19 protein-coding genes are annotated in these 18954 nt (G+C 63.2%); 5 read left to right on the top strand and 14 right to left on the bottom strand.

The window, feature by feature from the left end; all coding sequences use genetic code 11:
• The first annotated feature begins 58 nt into the window (after positions 1 to 58).
• Positions 59 to 2683 (top strand): alpha-glucan family phosphorylase, encoded by a 2625-nt coding sequence (gene glgP, locus ACZ5J0_RS04165; protein ID WP_187697048.1) that lies wholly within the window; start codon positions 59 to 61, stop codon positions 2681 to 2683.
• A 137-nt stretch (positions 2684 to 2820) separates the two neighbouring features.
• Here the strand turns inward: glgP and ACZ5J0_RS04160 are convergent, their stop codons facing one another.
• Genes ACZ5J0_RS04160 through glgX form a run of 3 tightly spaced genes read right to left on the bottom strand, consistent with a single transcriptional unit; the run spans position 2821 to position 5799 of the window.
• On the bottom strand, positions 2821 to 3180 hold the full coding sequence (locus ACZ5J0_RS04160) for a barstar family protein (protein WP_142936560.1): 360 nt from the start codon (positions 3178 to 3180) through the stop codon (positions 2821 to 2823).
• A 6-nt stretch (positions 3181 to 3186) separates the two neighbouring features.
• Positions 3187 to 3657: a guanyl-specific ribonuclease gene (locus ACZ5J0_RS04155; RefSeq protein WP_142936561.1), complete on the bottom strand. Its 471-nt coding sequence runs from the start codon at positions 3655 to 3657 to the stop codon at positions 3187 to 3189.
• A 27-nt stretch (positions 3658 to 3684) separates the two neighbouring features.
• Positions 3685 to 5799, bottom strand: coding sequence for a glycogen debranching protein GlgX (glgX, locus tag ACZ5J0_RS04150; RefSeq protein ID WP_464094245.1), 2115 nt, complete (start codon positions 5797 to 5799; stop codon positions 3685 to 3687).
• Between the two features lie 240 nt (positions 5800 to 6039).
• On the opposite strand from glgX, the gene ACZ5J0_RS04145 reads away from it, so the two are divergent.
• Complete coding sequence (locus ACZ5J0_RS04145; protein WP_464094244.1) at positions 6040 to 6849, top strand: carbon-nitrogen hydrolase family protein; 810 nt, start codon at positions 6040 to 6042, stop codon at positions 6847 to 6849.
• 264 nt (positions 6850 to 7113) lie between these two features.
• Here the strand turns inward: ACZ5J0_RS04145 and rlmB are convergent, their stop codons facing one another.
• The 6 genes from rlmB to ACZ5J0_RS04115 form a co-directional block, all read right to left on the bottom strand.
• Positions 7114 to 8106, bottom strand: a complete 993-nt coding sequence (rlmB, locus tag ACZ5J0_RS04140; RefSeq protein ID WP_166842865.1) for a 23S rRNA (guanosine(2251)-2'-O)-methyltransferase RlmB — start codon at positions 8104 to 8106, stop codon at positions 7114 to 7116.
• An 80-nt stretch (positions 8107 to 8186) separates the two neighbouring features.
• Positions 8187 to 9650, bottom strand: a complete 1464-nt coding sequence (gene cysS, locus ACZ5J0_RS04135) for a cysteine--tRNA ligase (RefSeq protein WP_464094243.1) — start codon at positions 9648 to 9650, stop codon at positions 8187 to 8189.
• A gap of 35 nt (positions 9651 to 9685) precedes the next feature.
• A complete protein-coding gene (locus ACZ5J0_RS04130; protein WP_250819524.1) occupies positions 9686 to 10039 on the bottom strand; it encodes a hypothetical protein in 354 nt (117 codons plus the stop codon).
• On the bottom strand, positions 10032 to 10583 hold the full coding sequence (ispF, locus tag ACZ5J0_RS04125; RefSeq protein ID WP_223941906.1) for a 2-C-methyl-D-erythritol 2,4-cyclodiphosphate synthase: 552 nt from the start codon (positions 10581 to 10583) through the stop codon (positions 10032 to 10034). The genes ACZ5J0_RS04130 and ispF overlap by 8 nt, the downstream gene beginning before the upstream one ends.
• Positions 10583 to 11365 carry a 2-C-methyl-D-erythritol 4-phosphate cytidylyltransferase gene (gene ispD, locus ACZ5J0_RS04120; protein ID WP_464094242.1) on the bottom strand — a complete coding sequence of 261 codons (783 nt, stop codon included), beginning with the start codon at positions 11363 to 11365 and terminating at the stop codon, positions 10583 to 10585. Before ispD ends, ispF begins: the two co-directional genes overlap by 1 nt.
• 85 nt (positions 11366 to 11450) lie before the next feature.
• On the bottom strand, positions 11451 to 11933 hold the full coding sequence (locus tag ACZ5J0_RS04115) for a CarD family transcriptional regulator (RefSeq protein ID WP_011690592.1): 483 nt from the start codon (positions 11931 to 11933) through the stop codon (positions 11451 to 11453).
• Positions 11934 to 12226: 293 nt separating this feature from the next.
• On the opposite strand from ACZ5J0_RS04115, the gene ACZ5J0_RS04110 reads away from it, so the two are divergent.
• Positions 12227 to 12763, top strand: coding sequence for a hypothetical protein (locus tag ACZ5J0_RS04110; protein ID WP_142936592.1), 537 nt, complete (start codon positions 12227 to 12229; stop codon positions 12761 to 12763).
• A 94-nt stretch (positions 12764 to 12857) separates the two neighbouring features.
• Here ACZ5J0_RS04110 and ACZ5J0_RS04105 read toward each other — a convergent pair whose 3' ends face one another.
• Positions 12858 to 13538, bottom strand: a complete 681-nt coding sequence (locus ACZ5J0_RS04105) for a response regulator transcription factor (protein WP_020608526.1) — start codon at positions 13536 to 13538, stop codon at positions 12858 to 12860.
• On the bottom strand, positions 13535 to 14809 hold the full coding sequence (locus ACZ5J0_RS04100) for a sensor histidine kinase (protein ID WP_464094692.1): 1275 nt from the start codon (positions 14807 to 14809) through the stop codon (positions 13535 to 13537). Before ACZ5J0_RS04100 ends, ACZ5J0_RS04105 begins: the two co-directional genes overlap by 4 nt.
• Before the next feature lie 199 nt (positions 14810 to 15008).
• Between ACZ5J0_RS04100 and phoU the strand changes: the two genes are divergently transcribed.
• The gene (phoU, locus tag ACZ5J0_RS04095; protein ID WP_464094241.1) at positions 15009 to 15662 is read left to right on the top strand and encodes a phosphate signaling complex protein PhoU; all 654 of its coding nucleotides are present in this window, start codon (positions 15009 to 15011) and stop codon (positions 15660 to 15662) included.
• Between the two features lie 69 nt (positions 15663 to 15731).
• Here phoU and ACZ5J0_RS04090 read toward each other — a convergent pair whose 3' ends face one another.
• Positions 15732 to 16478 carry a phosphoglyceromutase gene (locus ACZ5J0_RS04090; protein ID WP_464094240.1) on the bottom strand — a complete coding sequence of 249 codons (747 nt, stop codon included), beginning with the start codon at positions 16476 to 16478 and terminating at the stop codon, positions 15732 to 15734.
• 95 nt (positions 16479 to 16573) lie between these two features.
• Between ACZ5J0_RS04090 and ACZ5J0_RS04085 the strand changes: the two genes are divergently transcribed.
• On the top strand, positions 16574 to 17395 hold the full coding sequence (locus ACZ5J0_RS04085; protein WP_187697049.1) for a class I SAM-dependent methyltransferase: 822 nt from the start codon (positions 16574 to 16576) through the stop codon (positions 17393 to 17395).
• 6 nt (positions 17396 to 17401) lie between these two features.
• Here ACZ5J0_RS04085 and ACZ5J0_RS04080 read toward each other — a convergent pair whose 3' ends face one another.
• Both ACZ5J0_RS04080 and ACZ5J0_RS04075 read right to left on the bottom strand, forming a co-directional pair.
• A complete protein-coding gene (locus ACZ5J0_RS04080) occupies positions 17402 to 17743 on the bottom strand; it encodes a DUF2516 family protein (protein ID WP_142936571.1) in 342 nt (113 codons plus the stop codon).
• Positions 17744 to 17753: 10 nt separating this feature from the next.
• On the bottom strand, positions 17754 to 18938 hold the full coding sequence (locus tag ACZ5J0_RS04075; RefSeq protein ID WP_464094239.1) for a trans-sulfuration enzyme family protein: 1185 nt from the start codon (positions 18936 to 18938) through the stop codon (positions 17754 to 17756).
• Positions 18939 to 18954 lie beyond the last annotated feature (16 nt).

The raw sequence follows: 18954 nt of genomic DNA, 5'->3' as shown, positions 1-18954 counted from the left end.
ACCTAAAAGAAACCCAATGCAGTTCCGGCTTCCATGCGAGTCCGTTAGTGTGGCGCTCGTGAAGGCTATTCGAAGGTTTACAGTCCGTACCGTCCTCCCCGAGCCCATCAGGCCCTTGGCCCGTCTGGCGACCAATTTGCGCTGGTCCTGGCACCGGCCCACTCGGGAACTTTTCGCGAGCCTTAACCCGGCTCTCTGGGAGGCCTCGCAGCACGACCCCATCGCCTTGTTGGGGTCCATCAGCCGCGAGCAACTGCAGGACCTGGCAAACGACGGAGAGGTTGTGGAACGCGTTCAGCACGCCGCAGCCGATCTGGACCGCTACCTCAGCGAACCCCGCTGGTACCAGGGCCTCAACGAGGACGCTCCGGCGTGCATCGCGTACTTCTCCCCCGAGTTCGGCATCACCGAAGTGCTTCCGCAGTACTCCGGAGGTCTCGGAATCCTCGCCGGCGACCACCTCAAGGCTGCTTCGGACCTCGGCGTGCCGCTGATCGGCGTAGGCCTTCTGTATCAGGCCGGCTACTTCAAGCAGTCGCTCTCCCGGGACGCCTGGCAGCAGGAAACCTACCCCGTCCTGGACCCCGACGGACTCCCCCTGACGCTGCTTCGCCACCCTGCCAAGGACGGCGCCCCCGGAAAGCCAGTCCACATCTCCCTGCCGCTGCCCAACGGACGCGAACTCCACGCGCATGTCTGGCGTGCCGACGTCGGACGTGTTCCTCTGCTGCTCCTGGACTCCAACGTCCCCTCCAACGACGAAGCCGCGCGCGGCATCACCGACCGCCTGTACGGCGGCGGCGGCGACCACCGGCTCCAGCAGGAACTTCTCCTGGGCATGGGCGGCGTCAAAGCCCTGCGCGTCTATCAGGAGATCACCGGCACACCCGCGCCCGAGGTCTTCCACACCAACGAAGGTCACGCCGGCTTCCTGGGAATTGAACGCATCCAGGAAGCCATGTCCAACACCGACCACCCCCTCAGCTGGGACGAAGCCCTCGCCGCCGGCCGGGCATCCACCGTCTTCACCACGCACACACCCGTACCCGCCGGAATCGACCGCTTCGAAACCGTGCAAATCAAGCACTTCTTCGAAGCCGGGCTGGCACCCGCCGTGCCCACCGAACGCATCCTGGAACTCGGACGCGAAAACTATGACGGCGGCAACCCCTCGGTGTTCAACATGGCCGTAATGGGCCTGCGCCTGGCGCAACGAGCAAACGGTGTGGCCAAGCTGCACGGCGTGGTGTCCCGCGAAATGTTCGCCGGACTCTGGCCGGGATTCGACCACTCCGAAATCCCCATCACCTCCGTCACCAACGGCGTCCACGTGCCCACGTGGGTGGATCCCCGCATCTCCGCCCTTGCACGGACCCAATTCGGGGCCGAAGCCGAAGCCATGGGACGCTGGGACCTGGCCTACAACGTCAGCGACGAAGACGTCTGGGCCCTCCGCCGGGAGCTCCGCGCCCAGCTCATCGACGACGTCCGACGCCGGCTCCGCGCCTCCTGGAAGAAGCGCGGCGCGGCCGATGCCGAACTCGGTTGGACCGACTCCGTGCTGGACCCCGACGTCCTGACCATCGGATTCGCACGCCGTGTGCCCACCTACAAACGGCTCACCCTCATGCTGCGCGATCCTGCACGGTTGAAAGCCCTCCTGCTGGACCCCAAGCACCCCATCCAGCTGGTCATTGCAGGCAAGTCCCACCCCGCAGACGACGCCGGCAAGAAAATGATCCAGGACCTGGTCAAGTTCACCGACGACCCCCAGGTGCGGCACAGGATCGTGTTCCTGCCCAACTATGACATCGCCATGGCAAGGACCCTGTTCCCCGGCTGCGACGTCTGGCTCAACAACCCGCTCCGCCCGCTCGAAGCGTGCGGCACCTCCGGCATGAAAGCAGCCATCAACGGCTCGCTCAACCTCTCCGTCCTGGACGGCTGGTGGGACGAAATGTACGACGGCGAAAACGGCTGGGCAATCCCCACAGCCAACAACAACGCCTCCTCCGAGGAACGCGATGACATTGAGGCGTCGGCACTCTACGAACTCCTGGAAACCCAGGTGGCGCCAAGGTTCTACGGCACAACGGTGGCACAAGCCGCCGGCGCGGCCGGACCCTCGGAATCCAGCGTTGAGACCGTGCCCACCCACTGGGTGTCAATGATCAAGCACACGCTGGCCAACCTGGGCCCGGCAGTCTCGGCAGAACGCATGCTCCACGACTACGTCAACAACCTCTACTGCCCGGCCGCTGTATCCGGGCGCAGGGCAGTTGCCGAAGCGTTCAAGGAAGCCAAGGAGCTCGCATCCTGGACCACCAAGGTAAGGAACGCATGGCCCGAGGTTGTGGTGGAACACGTTGACTCCGTGGGCGTCTCCGAAGAACCCCAGGTAGGCGACGCGCTCCAAGTCAACGCCTACGTGGCTCTCAACAACCTGACACCCGACGACGTCTCCGTGGAGGTAGCCTTCGGACGAGCCGAGGAATCCGACGAGCTCGAAGACATTGTGGTTGCCGAACTGGACTCGGTGGAAGACCTCGGCGGCGGACGCCACCTGTTCAGCGGGTCCTTGGTGATCAACAGGTCCGGCTCCTTCGGCTATACCGTCCGGGTGTTCCCGAAGCACTCAGCGTTGGCATCCAAAGCTGAGCTGGGATTGATCGCGAACGCCTAGTCCGCCGTAGCCCAATTGGCGACCGTAACCCTCTGCGTGCTGCTCCTTCGTCGCTTTGACGCACGCTGCCGGGTCACGGTCGCCAATTGCGTCTCAAGGCCCGCTACGGTTGGGATCCATAGGGCCCGTTGGCGCGACTAGTTTTCGAAGACCGCGATGACCGTGAGGTCGCGGCCGGCGTACTTTTCCGCGTCTTGGAGGATCTCGCAGACTACTCCGAAGGAGCGGTCCGTGCGGTAGGCCGCGGGGACTTGCCAGATCATGGTGACTGGGCTGCCGTCATCCTCAGAGAGGGCATCGGCGTAATCGTGCAAGGAGTCGTTGAGGGCGTCGAGGTTCACCCCGTAATACTCGGGGAAATCGAGCACCTGGCCGAAGACCTCAAGAACCGCCTGCTTGGTGCTTGCGGGTGGGACCAGTAGGGTCCTGCGACCCGCATCGGAGACCTGCTCCTGCAGTTCCTCGAGGGTCCAGGTGTCCGCCGAATAGATTTTCATGGGCTCCTACTTGTCTTCGACAATGAATTTGAAGGACTCGTAATGGTCCGGTGTGTAGTACTTGGCTGAGTCTTTACCCACAATGATTCTTCGCGCACCGCGGTCCGACTCCCCCGGCGTACGTACCGTGTACTCCTTGTAGAAACCACCGGACTTCTTGGGCAGCAAACCCTCGAAGTTGCCGAAATTCACGCCGTCACGGTCGTAAGGGTACGGGCCGCCCTTAGCAATCAGGGCAAGGGTTTGGCGGGCTTCCCTGGGTAGCTGCGAGGCATTGATGGAGGGCAGCGCAGAAGGGTTGGCGACAGCCCGGCCGGGCGCCGACGTGCTGACTACCTGGGGTGACGTCGACGGAGAGCCAGGTTCCGGCGTCGTGGTTTGCGCGGTCAGTGAGCCACCACCCACCATGGCAACCACCAGCACGACGACGGCGATCACCAGTCCCGCGAAGGCCACCAGTTTGTTTCGGCTGCTCATGCGGTGAACTCCCTGCGTGGTTAGTGCCTAGGTGCGGTAGACGTTAATGGTGTTGGCTTGCAGGATATCCCGCTCGCCGGAAGCCACCAACGCTCCCTTCCTGCGCTCATGCAGCACCGAGGTGGTGAAGCGAAGTTCGAACATGCGCTTACCGATGCCTGACTCGCTCAAAATCTCAGGCAGGACCATTTTCACGTCCTGGTTGCTGCCGTTCACCGAGATCAAGCCGCGGATCTCACTGTCCTCGTGACCCATCAGGAGCTGGACGGAACGGAGGTTGGGCTCGTTCCAGCGCGCCGGAGTCATACGCTTTCCCTTGTCATCAAACCATTGCAAGCTGGAGTCGTTGGCGTTGCCGGGGAAACTCTCGGGCTGATGCCGAAGGAACCACCGGCGCAACCTGACCAGTTCGCGCGTGGTCCTGAACATGGCATTGGCTTCCTGGGTCCGGCTCCAATCGAGCCAAGCCGTGGGGTTGTCCTGGCAGTAGGCATTGTTGTTGCCCTGTTGGGTCCGCCCGATCTCGTCACCGGCAGTGATCATGGGAACACCGAAAGACAGGAGCAAAGTGGCCATCAGATTGCGGACCGACAGTGCGCGGGCGGCCACGATTGCCTCGTTTTCGCTCCGCCCCTCCACGCCGTGGTTATGGCTGCGGTTGTCTCCGTGGCCATCCCGGTTCTGCTCGCCGTTAGCCTCATTGTGCTTACGGTCGTAGCTCACCAGGTCTTTGAGGGTAAAGCCGTCATGAGCAGTGATGAAGTTGACGCTGGCCAGCCGTGTGCGTCCCGATGATGCGAAGAGATTGGCGGAGCCCGCCATCAGCTCAGCCAGTGACGCAATGGAGCCGCCGTGGCCACCGGATTCCATGGCAGCCCGGTCGGAGAGCCAGAAGCTCCGGACGCCGTCGCGGAAATGGTCATTCCAGTCCGACCAGCCCTGCGGGAAGCGGCCGGTCTGCCAGCCACCGTAGCCCACGTCCCAAGGTTCGGCGATCAGTTTGACCCCTGAAAGTACGGGGTCCTCGGCAATCGCCTGCAGGAATGGGTGCTGCGGATCAAAGGTGTTGCTGGCATCGCGGCACAGTGTCACGGCGAGGTCGAAGCGGAACCCGTCCACATGGAAGTCGTTCACCCAGTAACGCAAGGAATCCAATGCCAGGTCAACCACTACGGGATCGCTGAAATCCAAGGTGTTGCCGCACCCGGTGGTATCCAAGTAACGGCCGTGGGCATCGTGCCGGTAATAGCGTTTCTCAGCCAATCCACGGAAGCTCAGTGGCGGTCCGTCCGGCCCCGCCTCGGCGGTGTGGTTGTACACGACGTCAAGGATGACTTCGATCCCCGCCGCATGGAGCAGCTTGATCATGCCCTTGAGCTCATCCTGCACCGCATGGGGGCCAGCGTTGCGAGCCGCCTCCGTGGCGTAGTCAGCGTGGGGAGCGAAAAAAGCGGCCGTGTTGTAGCCCCAATAATTGGTCATTCCCAGGTCCTGAAGATGGGACTCATCCAGGTGGAAATGAATGGGCAGGAGCTGGACAGCGGTGATGCCTAGTTCGGTGAGGTGCTGGATCATCACAGGATGCGCCATGCCCGCATACGTCCCGCGGAGGTGCTCCGGGATGTCCGGGTGGAGCATGGTCTGGCCTCGGACGTGTGCCTCATAGATCACCGAGGTACGCATGGGCGTCCGCGGCGGTTGATCGTCGCCCCAATCAAAGCCTGTCTCCACGTGGACACTGGTGAGGAACTCGCCCCGCTGGTCCACGGCGCGGCCATAAGGATCGAGCAGCAGCGGCTGGCCGCCGTCGTTATCCAGGTCCAAAGCCGGCATGGACAGAGGAAGCCCGCCCTCGCTCGGGGCGGCCCGGAAGCCGTAGCGGGTGCCTGGCGGCATGCCGTTGACAAGGCTGAAGTGCACGCCGTCCTCGGTGTTGGACAGAATGTGGGACTGCCAAGCTTCCCCAGGTGCTTGGAACACCACCTCCACCCGGTCCAGATCCGGGGCGAACACGGCCACGTTCACCAAATTTTCCGGGGTGATCTGGGCGTCGGGAACTGCGGGCTGGGGCGTGCTCAGTCCGAGGGGCCTGGGTTGCGATGCGTCCAGGGCAGTTGCTGTGTCAAAAATAGGCATAACCATTGCTTGCAAGTTTAGTTCCACGCAAAGTATGTACCGCGCGGGCCCGCCATGTGACGACGTTCAGCGTCTCGATTTCATTACTTGCCCCAATATGGCGGGATTTGATCAGCCACTCACGTGCTGAAACGCCCCATGTGAGTCCGGCCGGGTGGGGATGGAGGGAAGCAATTGTGTCGCCTTGCTCTGCCTCCTTGCCAGTCGGATTGGCATACTGGGACCAAGACAACTGGAGGTTACATCGTGCGAGTGGCACTTGCCCAAGTCATCACCGGCCGGGATCTGGCCGGCAACCTGCGGCTCCTTGAGGACAACGCCCGCCGGGCCAAGGACGGCGGCGCCGAGTTGGTGGTGTTCCCCGAGGCGATGATGCGCGCGTTCGGAAACTCGCTGCTGGACATCGCCGAGCCGTTGGACGGGCCGTGGGCCAGCCGGGTGAGAGCCCTCGCCGAGGAACTTCAGCTGGTGATCGTGGCGGGCATGTTCACCCCGGGCAGCCCCTCCGATTCCGGTTCACCGCGGGTGCGGAACACGCTTCTGGCCACGGGACCGGGCGTGGAAGCGAGCTACGACAAAATCCACCTCTTTGACGCGTTCGGTTTTGCGGAATCGGACACCGTTGAGGCGGGCACCGATCCGGTAACGTTCGACGCCGGTGGTCTCACCTTTGGTTTGGCTACCTGCTACGACATCCGCTTCCCTGCCCTGTTCACGGCAAACGCCCAGCGCGGCGCTGTAGTCAACATCGTTTCCGCGTCCTGGGGTTCCGGGCCCGGCAAGGCCGAGCAGTGGCAACTCCTGGCCCGTGCCCGCGCCGTGGACACCACCACGATCGTCCTCGCCTGCGGCCAAGGCGATCCGGCAAGCCAAGGCATCGAGGTTAAAGGTTCCGCGCCCACGGGAGTGGGGTACTCCGCCGTCGTATCCCCGTTCGGCCAGGTACTGGAAACCCTCGAAGGCGAGCCGGGCCTCATTTTCTACGACCTCGACCCCGCCACTGTGGAAGACGCCCGGCAAAAACTTCCCGTGCTGGCCAACCGCCGCGACTTCTAACCCGTCCCGGTGGATTCCCCATTTTGCTCGGCGGCCCAAACCCAACGGATGTGATAGAGCGTCCGGCCCAAACCCGAGGGATGTGAGAGAGCGTCCGGCCCAAACCCGACGGATGTGATAGAGCGTTGAACTCCGGGCACACGAAAGGCGCCGCAAGGGCCATCCGGTAGCGTGCGTCTAAGCGAGGAACGAGCGAGCACGCGGAGGATGGCGCTTGCGGCGCCTTCTCGAGGACTACTTGGCGCTTGCGGCGCCGAGCGAGGATTACTTAGCGGCGCGCTGCCTCGACACTTCGTACAGCGAGATTCCGACGGCCATGGATGCGTTGAGCGATTCCATGGCGGAGTCGATCGGGATCGAGACGATTTGGTCGCAGTTTTCGCGCACGAGCCTGCTGAGGCCCTTGCCTTCGGAGCCCACTACGATGCACACGGGCTCGGTTGCCACGGTGAGGTCCGGCAGCGAGACGTCGCCGTCTCCGTCCAGGCCGAGCACGTAGATGCCCATGTTTTTGAACTGCTTGAGAGCGTTGTTCAGGTTCGACGCGCGGGCGACAGGTACGCGGACAGCGGCACCGGCGCTGGTCTTCCAGGCGGACGCCGTGACGCCGACGGAGCGACGCTCGGGGACGATCACGCCATGGCCGCTGAAAGCGGAGACGGAGCGGATGATCGCGCCGAGGTTGCGGGGGTCGGTGATGCCGTCCAGTGCAACGAAGATGGGGGCGTTGGAAATGTGCCCCTTCTTCCACTTGGCAAGGGTCGTCTCGGCGAGGTCGTATGCGTCCTCGTATTCGTACGGCGGGATCTGCAGAACTAGGCCCTGGTGGACAGCGTCCTCGGTCATACGGTCCAGCTCAACCTTGCCGGTTTCGAGCAGCGGAATGCCGCGTTCGGCCGCGAGTTTGAGGGATTCCTTGACGCGGTCGTCCATCTCAATGCGGATGGCGACGTGCAGTGCCTTGGCGGGGATGCCGGCGCGGAGGGCCTCGACCACCGAGTTACGGCCCGTTACCAGCTCTTCCGTGGCACGGCCCTTGGGGCCGGAGCGGGCGCCTGCACCGCCGGGACGAGTGCCCGGGCCGCGCTTGGCAGCCGAGCGCTCAGCCAACTGCTTGTTCTTGTATGCCTTGTGGTAGGTGCGTTCCTCCGCTTTGGGCGTAGGACCCTTGCCTTCCAGGGCCTTGCGGCCGTGGCCACCGGTTCCGGTGGTGGGGCCCTTCTTCTGTTTGACCGACCGGCGACCATTATTGGCCATGAGATTCCATCCTTGATTTTGTGAGTAAGTCTGGAATCAAGTCTACTGACCCGATGCAATTCGACTGTCGCGCCGGTTTGTCAGTCGCGTTTCAGGCTCCAGGTGGCGCCGTCCGCACCATCTTCGACGACGACGCCGGCGGCGGCGAGCGTGTCCCGGATCGCGTCGGACGCGGCCCAGTCTTTGGCGGCCCTGGCGGCAGCACGGGCTTCGAGTTGAGCTTCGATCAGCACTTCCAAGGCCGCGTGCTCGCGCCCTTGGACGGCTTCGGGACGTTTGACCGAATCCAGGCCAAGCACTTCGGTCATGGACAGCACACTGTAGAGGGCCGATTTCGCGCCTTCAAGGTCACCGGCAGCCAGGGCGGTGTTGCCTGCCCGCACGGTTTCGTGCAGGACGCCCAGGGCCTGGGGGACGTTGAGGTCGTCGTCCATGGCTGCGATGAAAGCCGCGGGCATATTCGCCTGCGGGGACACGTCCGAGGCATCCGTGTCCACCTTGGAAGATGCCTTGTGGATGAAACCGTCAATCCGCTCGACGGCGGCCGCGGCCTCCTGCAGCGAGGTGGGCCGGTAGTCCAGGATGGAACGGTAGTGGGCCTGGCCAAGGTAGTAGCGGACCACGCGAGGCGATGCGAGCTGGAGCATCTCGGCCGGGCTGACAGTGTTGCCAATCGACTTGGACATCTTTTCGCCCTCGTAGGTGACCATGCCGTTGTGCATCCAGAAGTTGGCGAAATCGTCGCCGGCGGCCTGGGACTGGGCCATCTCGTTCTCGTGGTGCGGGAAGCGAAGGTCCAGTCCCCCACCGTGGATATCAAACCGGGGGCCCAGGTATTTGGTGACCATGGCTGAGCACTCCAGGTGCCAGCCGGGACGGCCTGCGCCCCAAGGGGACTCCCACTTGGCCGTGACGGGCTCACCGTCTTTGAAACCCTTCCACAGCGCGAAGTCGCGCGGATCGCGCTTCCTGCTGATGAATTGAGCCTCGACGTCCGTTGCTCCCTGCATGTCGTCAATATTCTGGCGGGTCAGCGAACCGTATTTGCTCCAGGAGCGGACGTCGAAGTACACGTCGCCGGAATCGTCCAGGGCAGGGTAGGCGTGGCCGCGGTCAATGAGGCGCTGGATCAGTGCGTGCATCTCAGGGATGTGGCCGGTTGCGCGGGGCTCGTACGTGGGCCGCTGCACGCCCAAGGATTCGTACGCGTTCTCGAATTCCTGCTCGTAGCGGTAAGCCAAGGCCCACCATTCTTCGGCTTGGCGCGCGGATGGCTCGGCATCCCAGTCCGGCCCGAACGACTGAGCGGACTTGGCCAGGATCTTGTCGTCGATGTCCGTGACGTTGCGTACCACCGTGACCCGGAGGCCACGGAACTCAAGCCAACGGGTCAGTTGGTCAAAGGCAATGGCCGACCTGACATGGCCCACGTGCGGCATTCCTTGGACAGTGGCCCCGCAGTAGTACACGCTGGCCTTGCCGTCTTCGAGGGGAACGAAGTCGCGGACTTCGGCGGAGGCGGTGTCATAGAAGCGCAGGGTCACCGCTCCAGATTAGCCGATGACGCGGTGTTACCTGCTTACTTGCAGTATTCGCCGATCTTGTTGAACTGCACTTTGAGCTTCTCTTGCTGGTCCTGGGTGGCTGCCCCGAGCGAAGAAGCCGCCGCTTCGTCCATGATTGCCGCCATCTCCTTGATCGGGTTGCCGATTTCCGGAGCCAGTTTGCCCGCTATCTGGTGATAGTGCTCGGCGATCTGTTTGGACTGCTGCTGCTGATTGCCGTCAGGCTTGAAGGTGTCGTCGTTCAGGAAAGCGCAGCTGGCCGCCACGTCCATGGTTTGCGCCCCTCCACACCCGCTCAGCAGGAGCGAGGCGGCCAAGCCTGCAGTCACCACAGCGGAACGCACGACGCCGGTACGTACCTTAGGCATGAGGCGCACCTTTCGCAGGACCAGGCTCCGCCGGGGTCACCGCGGAGACGCCAGCGGGGTACACGAGGGCCGTGGCAACCGCGGAAATCCCTTCGCCGCGTCCCGTGAAGCCGAGTCCGTCGCTGGTGGTTGCCGTGACACTGACCGGCGCACCTGCTGCTTCGCTCAAGACACGCTGGGATTCTTCCCGGCGTGGCCCGAACTTGGGACGGTTAGCAACGAACTGCACGGCCACGTTGCCGATCTCGAATCCTGCCGCACGCACAATGCGTGCGGCTTCACCGAGCAGCTTGACCCCGGAGGCGCCGGCAAACTCGGGGCGGTCCGTGCCGAAGTGGGTGCCCAGGTCACCGATGCCACAGGCGGAGAAGAGCGCGTCAGCAGCGGCGTGGGCCACGCAATCGCCGTCGGAATGCCCTGAGAGCCCTTGCTCGCCTTCCCAGAAAAGCCCGCCCAACCAGAGCGGCTGCGGGTCATCTTCGGGGGCGAATGCGTGGACATCTATCCCGACCCCAGTTCGGGGAAGGACCATATTCAGTGTCATCAGCCTTCCACCCATCGCATTCCCAGCGGCCCCTCGAGTAGGCCCTCGGCAATGATGAGGTCCAAAGGTGTGGTGATCTTCAGCGACTGGCTTGCGCCGCGGACAGCGTGCACCGGAACGCCCAGGAGCTCCACCAGCATGGCGTCGTCAGTGACAGCTGCTGATTGTTTGTCATCGAAGAGCCCGGCGGCTTCGTGGGCCCTGCGCAGGACGGCCAGTTCGAAACCCTGCGGGGTCTGCACGGCACGGAGATGCTCGCGGGGAGCTGTGCCTGTGACGACTTCCGGGGCGATGGATGCGTCTGAGCCGTTGGTTTCGGCAACGGTCTTGATGGTATCCACTACCGGCATGGTGGGAATGACGGCCTTCGCTCCGGAAGCCAAGGCTGCAGATACGCGTTGGAAGACCCGCTCGGGGGTCAAGGCACGGGCGGCGTCGTGGACCAGGACCAGTTCTGTCCCGTCCTCCAAAGCAGCCATGGCGGCGCGGACCGAATCCGCGCGGGATGAACCGCCGTCGACCACTGAAATCTCAGGTCCGCCGTCCACCAGGTCAATGGTGAACTCGGCAATTGACTCACGCAGGGCCGTGTCCCCCTTGGGCACGGCGACGCAGATCTGGCGCGCGACACCGGAGGCAACCACACCGCGGAGGGCATGCATCAGGATGGTCTCGCCGCCCAGCGGAACCTGGGCTTTGGGCATGCCGTAGCCGAGGCGTTCACCGGAGCCGGCAGCAACCACGATCACGGCCGTGACGGCGCGCTTGGTAGGAATACTCATGCTCACCAGAGTACTTGTGGGAAATGAAACCCGGAGTGTGGCAAAAAGAAACCCGGCGGCGCTTTCGCACCACCGGGCTCAATTCTTAGGAAGCCAAGACCTCGTCAAGAACGCTTGCAGCCTTCTCTTCATCTGTCTTCTCAGCCAGGGCCAGTTCTGAAATCAGAATCTGCCGCGCCTTGGCCAGCATCCGCTTCTCACCTGCGGAAAGGCCGCGATCGTGATCACGACGCCAAAGATCGCGAACGACCTCTGCCACCTTGATGACATCGCCTGAAGCAAGTTTCTCCAGGTTCGCCTTGTAACGACGTGACCAGTTAGTAGGCTCTTCAGTGAACTCGGCGCGGAGAACGTCAAATACGTGCTCCAAGCCTTCTTTGCCCACTACGTCCCGGACCCCAACAAGGTCAACATTCTCTGCTGGAACTTCAATGGTCAGATCACCCTGAGCCACCTTGAGCTTGAGATACATCTTCTCTTCGCCCTTGATGGTGCGCATCTTGATTTCCTCAATTTTTGCTGCACCGTGGTGAGGGTAAACTACTGTCTCGCCGACCTCAAAAACCATGTGGACTTTCCCCTTTCCCGCAGATTAGTCTATCACGATTAAGGCATACGACTGGCACCGGAAGGGCCCTCCTGCCGCGCCAATAAAGGGAATGAGCCCTCAAACGACTTCCTCCAAGGTCTTGACGTATTAGGCGAAAGATGCATGGAGGAGGCAACGTGCGAGCAAGATCTCTTCTCGTAATGGCGCCACATAGCCTTCCCGAATCCATATTTCCGGGGGTTTGCCGATAGGCTATGGCTGAAAAGTGTTCCAATGACTCTTGAGGAGTAGGTGTCGTGCGCAATACTGCGATGAACCCTGTCCAGCGCGGCAAGCTGGCAATTGCGGCGGCTGCGATCGGCGTCGGTCTTCTGTCCGTCACCGGCTGTGGATTCGTCAACGCCCAGCAGACCACCCACCAGTACTCGGCATCGGACGGGATCAAAGCAGATCTCGGCTCGTTGCAGTTGCGCAACATCCTGATTGTTGCTTCGGGCGAGAAAGAGCCCGGCCGCGTGATCGGCGCTGTGTTCAACTCCTCCAGCACCGACGCCACCCTCACCATGAGTGGTGCCAACGGAGCCCAGACCGAGATCCCGGTCAAGGCCAACGGCGAGACCTTCCTGAATGACACCGCGGATGCAGCGATCCTCAGCACCGCGGGTGTCATTCCCGGCGGCCTGGTTCCGGTCACCATCCGTAGCGGCTCCGACTCCGCCACCATCAACGTCCCGGTGCTTGACGGTACCCTCCCCGAGTACGCCAAGTACCTGCCCACCACGCCGAGCCCCACGGCAACGCCGACGTCCACTGCGACGACCTCGGAGGCTCCGGGAGCCGGTCACTAGGCCCGCGCCACAAGCGATACAACTAAGGAAGGGTCCCGCCTCGGCGGGGCCCTTCCTTCGTCGTATGCAGAGTCTTTGTTGTGTGCAGGGGTTCTTACGGCTCGAACTTGTAGCCCAGGCCGCGGACCGTCACCAGGTAGCGAGGTGCGGAGGGGTCGGGTTCGATCTTGCTCCGAAGCCGCTTGACGTGGACATCGAGGGTTTTGGTATCCCCCACGTAGTCCGAACCCCAGACGCGGTCGATCAATTGGCCGCGAGTCAAAACCCGGCCTGAGTTGCGGAGCAGCATTTCCAGCAGCTCGAACTCCTTAAGCGGCAGTGAAACCTGCTCGCCGTTGACACTCACCACATGGCGTTCGATGTCCATGCGGACAGGACCGGCCTGCACTGTGGAGGTGATCAGTTCCTCCGGCTCACCTTGCCGACGCAGCACCGCACGGACACGGGCCACGAGCTCGCGGGAGGAATACGGCTTGGTGACGTAGTCATCGGCGCCGAGTTCCAGCCCAACAACTTTGTCGATTTCGGAGTCTTTGGCCGTCAGCATGATGACGGGCACGCTGGAGCGTTGGCGAAGCTGGCGGCACACTTCCGTCCCCGGCGTCCCAGGCAATTGCAGGTCCAGGAGGACGAGGTCGGCACCGTTCCGGTCAAACTCCACCAAAGCATCGCTGCCGTTGTCCACTACCTCGACGTCAAACCCTTCCTTGCCCAGGAGATAAGACAGGGGGTCGCTGAAGGACTCTTCGTCCTCCACTATCAAAATCCGGCTCAAGCGCTGGCTCCTTGCTCTTGGGCGCCGTTGGCGCCCTTTTGATGATTCACGCGTTGGGGTTGTTGGCTCATGGGACGAGGCTCGACGACGGCAGTCCCCTGTTGCTCGATGGGCGCAGCTGCAGCGGAAGGCGGCAGGCCGGCGTCGTCGCCCTGGCCTTCCATCTCCGGCAGGCGGACAGTGAATGTGGACCCTTGGCCGGGCTGCGACCACACAGTCACCTCACCGCCGTGGTTGGAGACCACGTGCTTGACGATGCTGAGGCCAAGGCCAGTGCCGCCCGTGTGGCGGGATCGTGCCGCGTCCACGCGGTAGAAGCGTTCGAATACCCTCTCCTGGTCCTCCGGCGTGAGGCCTTCGCCTTGGTCTGTGACGGAGATGGCCACGACGCCCTCCCGCGTCCGCACGCCCACACCCACCCGCGTATTCTCCGGCGAGTAGCGGATGGCATTGTCGATCAGGTTCCGCAGTGCGGTGACCAGGAGGTCGTGGTCTCCAAACACCAGTGCCTCCGAGTGCCCGCCCACCACGATCTGGATGTTCTTGCTCTCGGCTGGCAGTTGGGAACGATCAACCGCTTCTGTGATGACGGTATTGATGTCCACCGGGAGACCCCGCTGGGCGACGTTGGCTCCCTGCAGGCGGGAAAGTTCAATGATGTCCTGGACCAGTGCTGCCAATCGCCCGGATTCCTTGTGCATGCGCTTGGCGAAGCGGCGCACTGCCTCTTCGTCATCCGGCGAGGCTTCGAGGGCCTCGGCCAGGAGGGAGATGGCGCCGACGGGGGTCTTGAGCTCGTGGGAGACGTTGGCCACGAAGTCGTTCCGGATTTCCTCGGTGCGGGTGATCTCGGTACGGTCGTCGGCCAGGAGCACGATGTATTCCCACCCGAGCATGGCTGCGCGTACCTGAACCACAATGGTCCCTTTGCCCAGCGGGCCGCGCGGGAGTTCGTACTGCTCTTCGAGGATCACGCCGTCGCGGCGGACCTTGGCGGTCATGTCCAGGAGTTGTTTGTGGACCACGGTGTGCCCGCGTACCAAGCCGTACGCGTAGGCTGCAGGACTGGCGCGGACCACGCCGTCGATCGCGTCCACCACAACAAAGGCACGCCCGACGACGGACAGCACCTCCGCGGCACCCTCAGGAAGCAGGGGTTCACTCACGTCCAGGTCCACGATGCTGCGTTGCCGCTCGCTGATTCTGAAAGCGAGCATGCCGAAGACGCCCAACGACAGGCCTACGAGGCCAGCGACGACACCTATGAGCAATGGATCCACGTGTCCAGCTTATGCTGTGCAAACACGGCCAAGCAGTGATCCGGCCCCAAACGCGGACGGTTCAACTAACGTTCATCTAAAGGTGCCGAACCGTTCACTGGCCCCTGACACAGTTACTGGTTGGACTGCCAATGGTTTTGAGATCCGCCCCGCCCGCTGGGAGCCGGATTTCCAAGGAAAGGACGCCTTAGTGCGCAAGGTTTTTCAGGAGGAGCTCACCCAGGTAGGTGACGACCTCATCGAGATCTCCAAGCTGGTTCACGAAGCAATCACGAAGGCGACTACCTCCTTCGAAGGCGCGGACGTGGATCTTGCCCAGGACGTCATCGCGGCAGATGCGCGAATCGACTTCCTGCAGAACAGCCTCGACGAGCGTGCCATCGACATCCTTGCCTTGCAGGGCCCGGTGGCCAGCGACCTCCGCATGATCGTAGGTTCGCTGCGCATGAGCGCGTCGCTGGAACGCATGGGTGACCTGGCCCGCCACGTGGCCCAGCTGGCACGCCTCCGCTACCCGGCTACCGTGATCCCCGCTTCGCTGACCCAGACCTTCAAGGCCATGGCCCAGCACGACATCGAGATCACCGCCAAGGTCATTAAACTGCTGGAAACGCGCGACCTTGAGGTTGCCCGCGACATCCTCAAGATCAACATCGCCGTGGACGACCTCCACCTCAGCGTCTTCAAGGCGATTGCTTCCCCCGAGTGGACCGAGAGCCCGTCTACCACCGTGGACGTCGCCCTGGCGAGCCGCTACTTCGAGCGCTTCGCCGATCACGGCGTTTCGGTCGCTCGCAAGGTCACCTACTTGGTGACCGGTGAATGGCAGCCTGAAGGCTTCTAGCCACAACAGCATTAACGACAGCGGCCGGTCACCTCAGGTGACCGGCCGTCGTCGTCGTTAGCTACAACGTCATTTTTTGCCCTGGTTGGCCACCGCGAGGATGGCCTGGGCTGCTGCGTCGGGATCCAGGTAGGTTCCGCCCGGGTTGATGGGCTGGAAGTCCTCATCCAGTTCGTACACCAGCGGGATACCCGTGGGGATGTTGAGGCCGGCAATGGCGTCGTCGCTGATGCCGTCCAGGTGCTTCACGAGGGCGCGCAGGGAGTTGCCGTGGGCTGTGACCAGGACGGTCTTGCCGGCCTTGAGGTCTTCCTTGATGTCCGATTCCCAGTAAGGGAGCAGGCGCACAAGGACGTCCTTGAGGCACTCGGTGCGCGGGAGGGCGTCACCGAGGTCCTTGTAGCGGACGTCGTGGGCTTGGGAGAATTCGCTGTCGTCAGACAGGGGCGGCGGCGGGGTGTCGTAGCTGCGGCGCCATTCCATGAACTGCTCTTCGCCGAACTCGGCCAGGGTCTGGGCCTTGTCCTTGCCCTGCAACGCGCCGTAGTGGCGTTCGTTGAGGCACCAGTCGCGCTTGACCGGAATCCAGCCGCGGTCGGCCTTGTCCAGGGCCATGTTGGCGGTGTTGATGGCACGCTTCAGGAGCGAGGTGTAGAGGACGTCCGGAAGGATGTCATTCTCAACCAGGAGCTCTCCACCGCGCACTGCTTCTTGGCGGCCTTGATCGTTCAGGTCAACGTCCACCCAACCGGTGAACAGGTTCTTGGCGTTCCATTCGCTGTGGCCATGGCGCAGCAGAATCAGCTTGTAAGTCATGGTTTTCATCCTAGCCGAGCAGCTCCGTGCCCTGCCCGGCGTTACGTCCGGCAACGGACTCCCGGTCTGATGCGCGCAGCGATAAAGTGGGGGCCGTGGTGCAAAAAGCGGAACGGGTGGGCTCTCCCCGCAGTCGGGGCGGGAAGCCGGTTGGCAATATCACCCGCGGCACCACCAACCCCAACCGCATGCGACGCCTGGACCGGTGGCTGGCCGGACCGCAGGCGTGGCGGCTGCGCGCCGCCGTCGACCCCCTTGTGGTGGACCTGGGCTATGGCGCCTCGCCGACCACCGCCGTCGAACTTTTCGAGCGGCTGCAGGCCGTACGGCCTGACGTGCGGGTCTGTGGAATCGAAATCGAGCCGGAGCGGGTGCGGACCGCCAAGGCGTTGGAGCGGCCGGGCCTCAGCTTCCACGTGGGCGGGTTCGAAGTTCCTGTGCCAGGTAACCCCGTACTGGTCCGGGCCTTCAACGTGCTACGGCAGTACGAGGAAGCGGACGTCGCGGGGATCTGGCGGCTGGTGCAGTCGCGTCTCGCCCCGGGCGGACTCTTCATCGATGGCACGTGCGACGAAATCGGCCGCCGTGTCACCTGGGTGGCACTGGACCAGGAGCGCCCGTTGAGTTTGAGTTTCTCGGTGCGGTTCGGCAGTTTCGAGTTGCCGTCCGAGGTGGCCGAGCGGCTACCCAAGGCCCTGATTCACCGGAACATCCCGGGCGAGCCGATTCATGCCTTCCTGCAGGCCATGGACAAAGCCTGGTTGGAAGCTGCGCCGTTGGCATCGTTCGGGAACCGGCAACGCTGGACGGGCATGTGTAGTTCACTGCGCGACGCCGGGTGGCCGCTTCAGGATGGTCCGGCGAGGTGGCGGTTGGGTGAAGTGACGGTGGCGTGGGACGCGGTGGCGCCTCAGTAAGGCTGTTTACCAGGGACCGTACGGGCCGACGTTCCGGTTGCCGCCGCTGCCGGCCTCGCGCAGGGCGGGACGGACATCGGCAAGGTACACGCACGCTGCGGTGACGGCGGCGATGCCGAACAGTCCAAGGCTGCTGCCGCCCGTCAATACGGTCAGGGCGCCGATCGCAAGCGCAACGCCTGTGAGCGCCAACCAGAACATCTTGGTGCGCTTTGAAGCCGCCACGAAGAGCGTCGGCTTATGGCGCAGGCAGTCCGCGAACGCCCACAGTTCCAGGGCAAGTGCCACCAAGCCAAGAATCCAGTAAACCCCGCTGGTGACAACCGCGATCAAAATTTTTCCGTCCACGTCCTTTAGCCTAGCCGTCCAACGACTTCAGCGCTTGCTCGAGGTCGGACCAGAGGTCTTCCACGTTCTCGATCCCCACACTCAACCGGACCAGGTTCTCCGGAACGCTGAGCGGCTCAGCCGTGTGCCGGCGTCGGCGTTCAATCAGAGACTCGACTCCGCCGAGGGAAGTTGCAGGCAGCCAAAGCTGCAGCGCGCGGACCAATTCGTCGGCGGCGTCGGCACCACTGCGCTGTTCGTCTCCAGCGATCTGGATGCAGAGGATGGACCCGAAGCCCTTCATCTGTACCTTGGCGCGCTCATGGCCCGGATCCGTGGCGAGGCCCGGATAGCGGATGGCCTCGACGCGGGGGTGGCTGCTGAGGCGTTCGGCAAGGGTTGCCGCTGAGGCCTGCGAGCGTTCAATCCGCAGCGCCAAGGTGCGGAGACCACGCAGGGCCAGCCAGGCTTCGAACGGCCCGGCGATGCCACCGTGGATGATGCGGTGATGCAGGAGCGTGGCGCGAAGTTCCGGGTTGGAGGTGACCAGGGCGCCGAGGACGACGTCCGAATGTCCCGCCAGGTATTTGGTCACCGAGTGAAGTACGACGTCGGATCCGAGTTTGAGGGGCTGCTGCACCAGAGGCGTGGAGAAAGTATTGTCCGTGACCACAATTGCGCCGACCGCGTGGGCAGCGTCCGTCAGTGAGCGGATGTCGGCGATGCCGAGCATGGGGTTGGTGGGGCTTTCCAGCCAGAGCAGATCTGCCTTCTTGCCCGTCTGGGGACTGATGAGCGCCTTCACGGCGTCCGTGTCCGTGATGTCCACCGTGCGAAGTTCGAGGAATCCCTTCTCAGCAAGTTCAGTGGCCATGACCAGGGAACCTGCGTAACTGTGTGAGGGCATCACCACCACACCGCCGGCGGGCACAAGGGACAACGCTGAGCTGACGGCCGCCAGGCCGGAGGCGTAGAGCAGGCCTGGCAGGGTGGCGCCTTCCAGTTTGGCCAGCGCGTCCTCGAAGGGATCCCAGGTGGGGTTGGCGTAGCGCCCGTAACCGCGATCTCCGTCGCCTAATGAACCTGTTCCGAAGTATGTGGAGGACAGGACAATAGGCGGGTTGACGGGCTCGTCGTGGGCGCGGTCGGGGCGACCGGCCGCAACTACAACGGTTTCCGGAGACAAATCGGCAGCACGTTGATCGGAAAGGCTCATGGTTTCAGCGTAGCCG

This window comes from Arthrobacter sp. DualSoilB13, assembly GCF_055389195.1.
Note: the sequence above shows the minus strand (reverse complement) of the source record. Positions and strands in the feature narration are given on the sequence as shown.

Coding starts and splice junctions, on each gene's coding strand:
- ACZ5J0_RS04160 (WP_142936560.1), bottom strand. CDS start 3,180: ATGAAAATCTATTCGGCGGACACCTGGACCCTCGAGGAACTGCAGGAG.
- ACZ5J0_RS04155 (WP_142936561.1), bottom strand. CDS start 3,657: ATGAGCAGCCGAAACAAACTGGTGGCCTTCGCGGGACTGGTGATCGCC.
- glgX (WP_464094245.1), bottom strand. CDS start 5,799: ATGGTTATGCCTATTTTTGACACAGCAACTGCCCTGGACGCATCGCAA.
- rlmB (WP_166842865.1), bottom strand. CDS start 8,106: ATGGCCAATAATGGTCGCCGGTCGGTCAAACAGAAGAAGGGCCCCACC.
- ACZ5J0_RS04130 (WP_250819524.1), bottom strand. CDS start 10,039: ATGCCTAAGGTACGTACCGGCGTCGTGCGTTCCGCTGTGGTGACTGCA.
- ispF (WP_223941906.1), bottom strand. CDS start 10,583: ATGACACTGAATATGGTCCTTCCCCGAACTGGGGTCGGGATAGATGTC.
- ispD (WP_464094242.1), bottom strand. CDS start 11,365: ATGAGTATTCCTACCAAGCGCGCCGTCACGGCCGTGATCGTGGTTGCT.
- ACZ5J0_RS04115 (WP_011690592.1), bottom strand. CDS start 11,933: ATGGTTTTTGAGGTCGGCGAGACAGTAGTTTACCCTCACCACGGTGCA.
- ACZ5J0_RS04110 (WP_142936592.1), top strand. CDS start 12,227: ATGAACCCTGTCCAGCGCGGCAAGCTGGCAATTGCGGCGGCTGCGATC.
- ACZ5J0_RS04090 (WP_464094240.1), bottom strand. CDS start 16,478: ATGACTTACAAGCTGATTCTGCTGCGCCATGGCCACAGCGAATGGAAC.
- ACZ5J0_RS04075 (WP_464094239.1), bottom strand. CDS start 18,938: ATGAGCCTTTCCGATCAACGTGCTGCCGATTTGTCTCCGGAAACCGTT.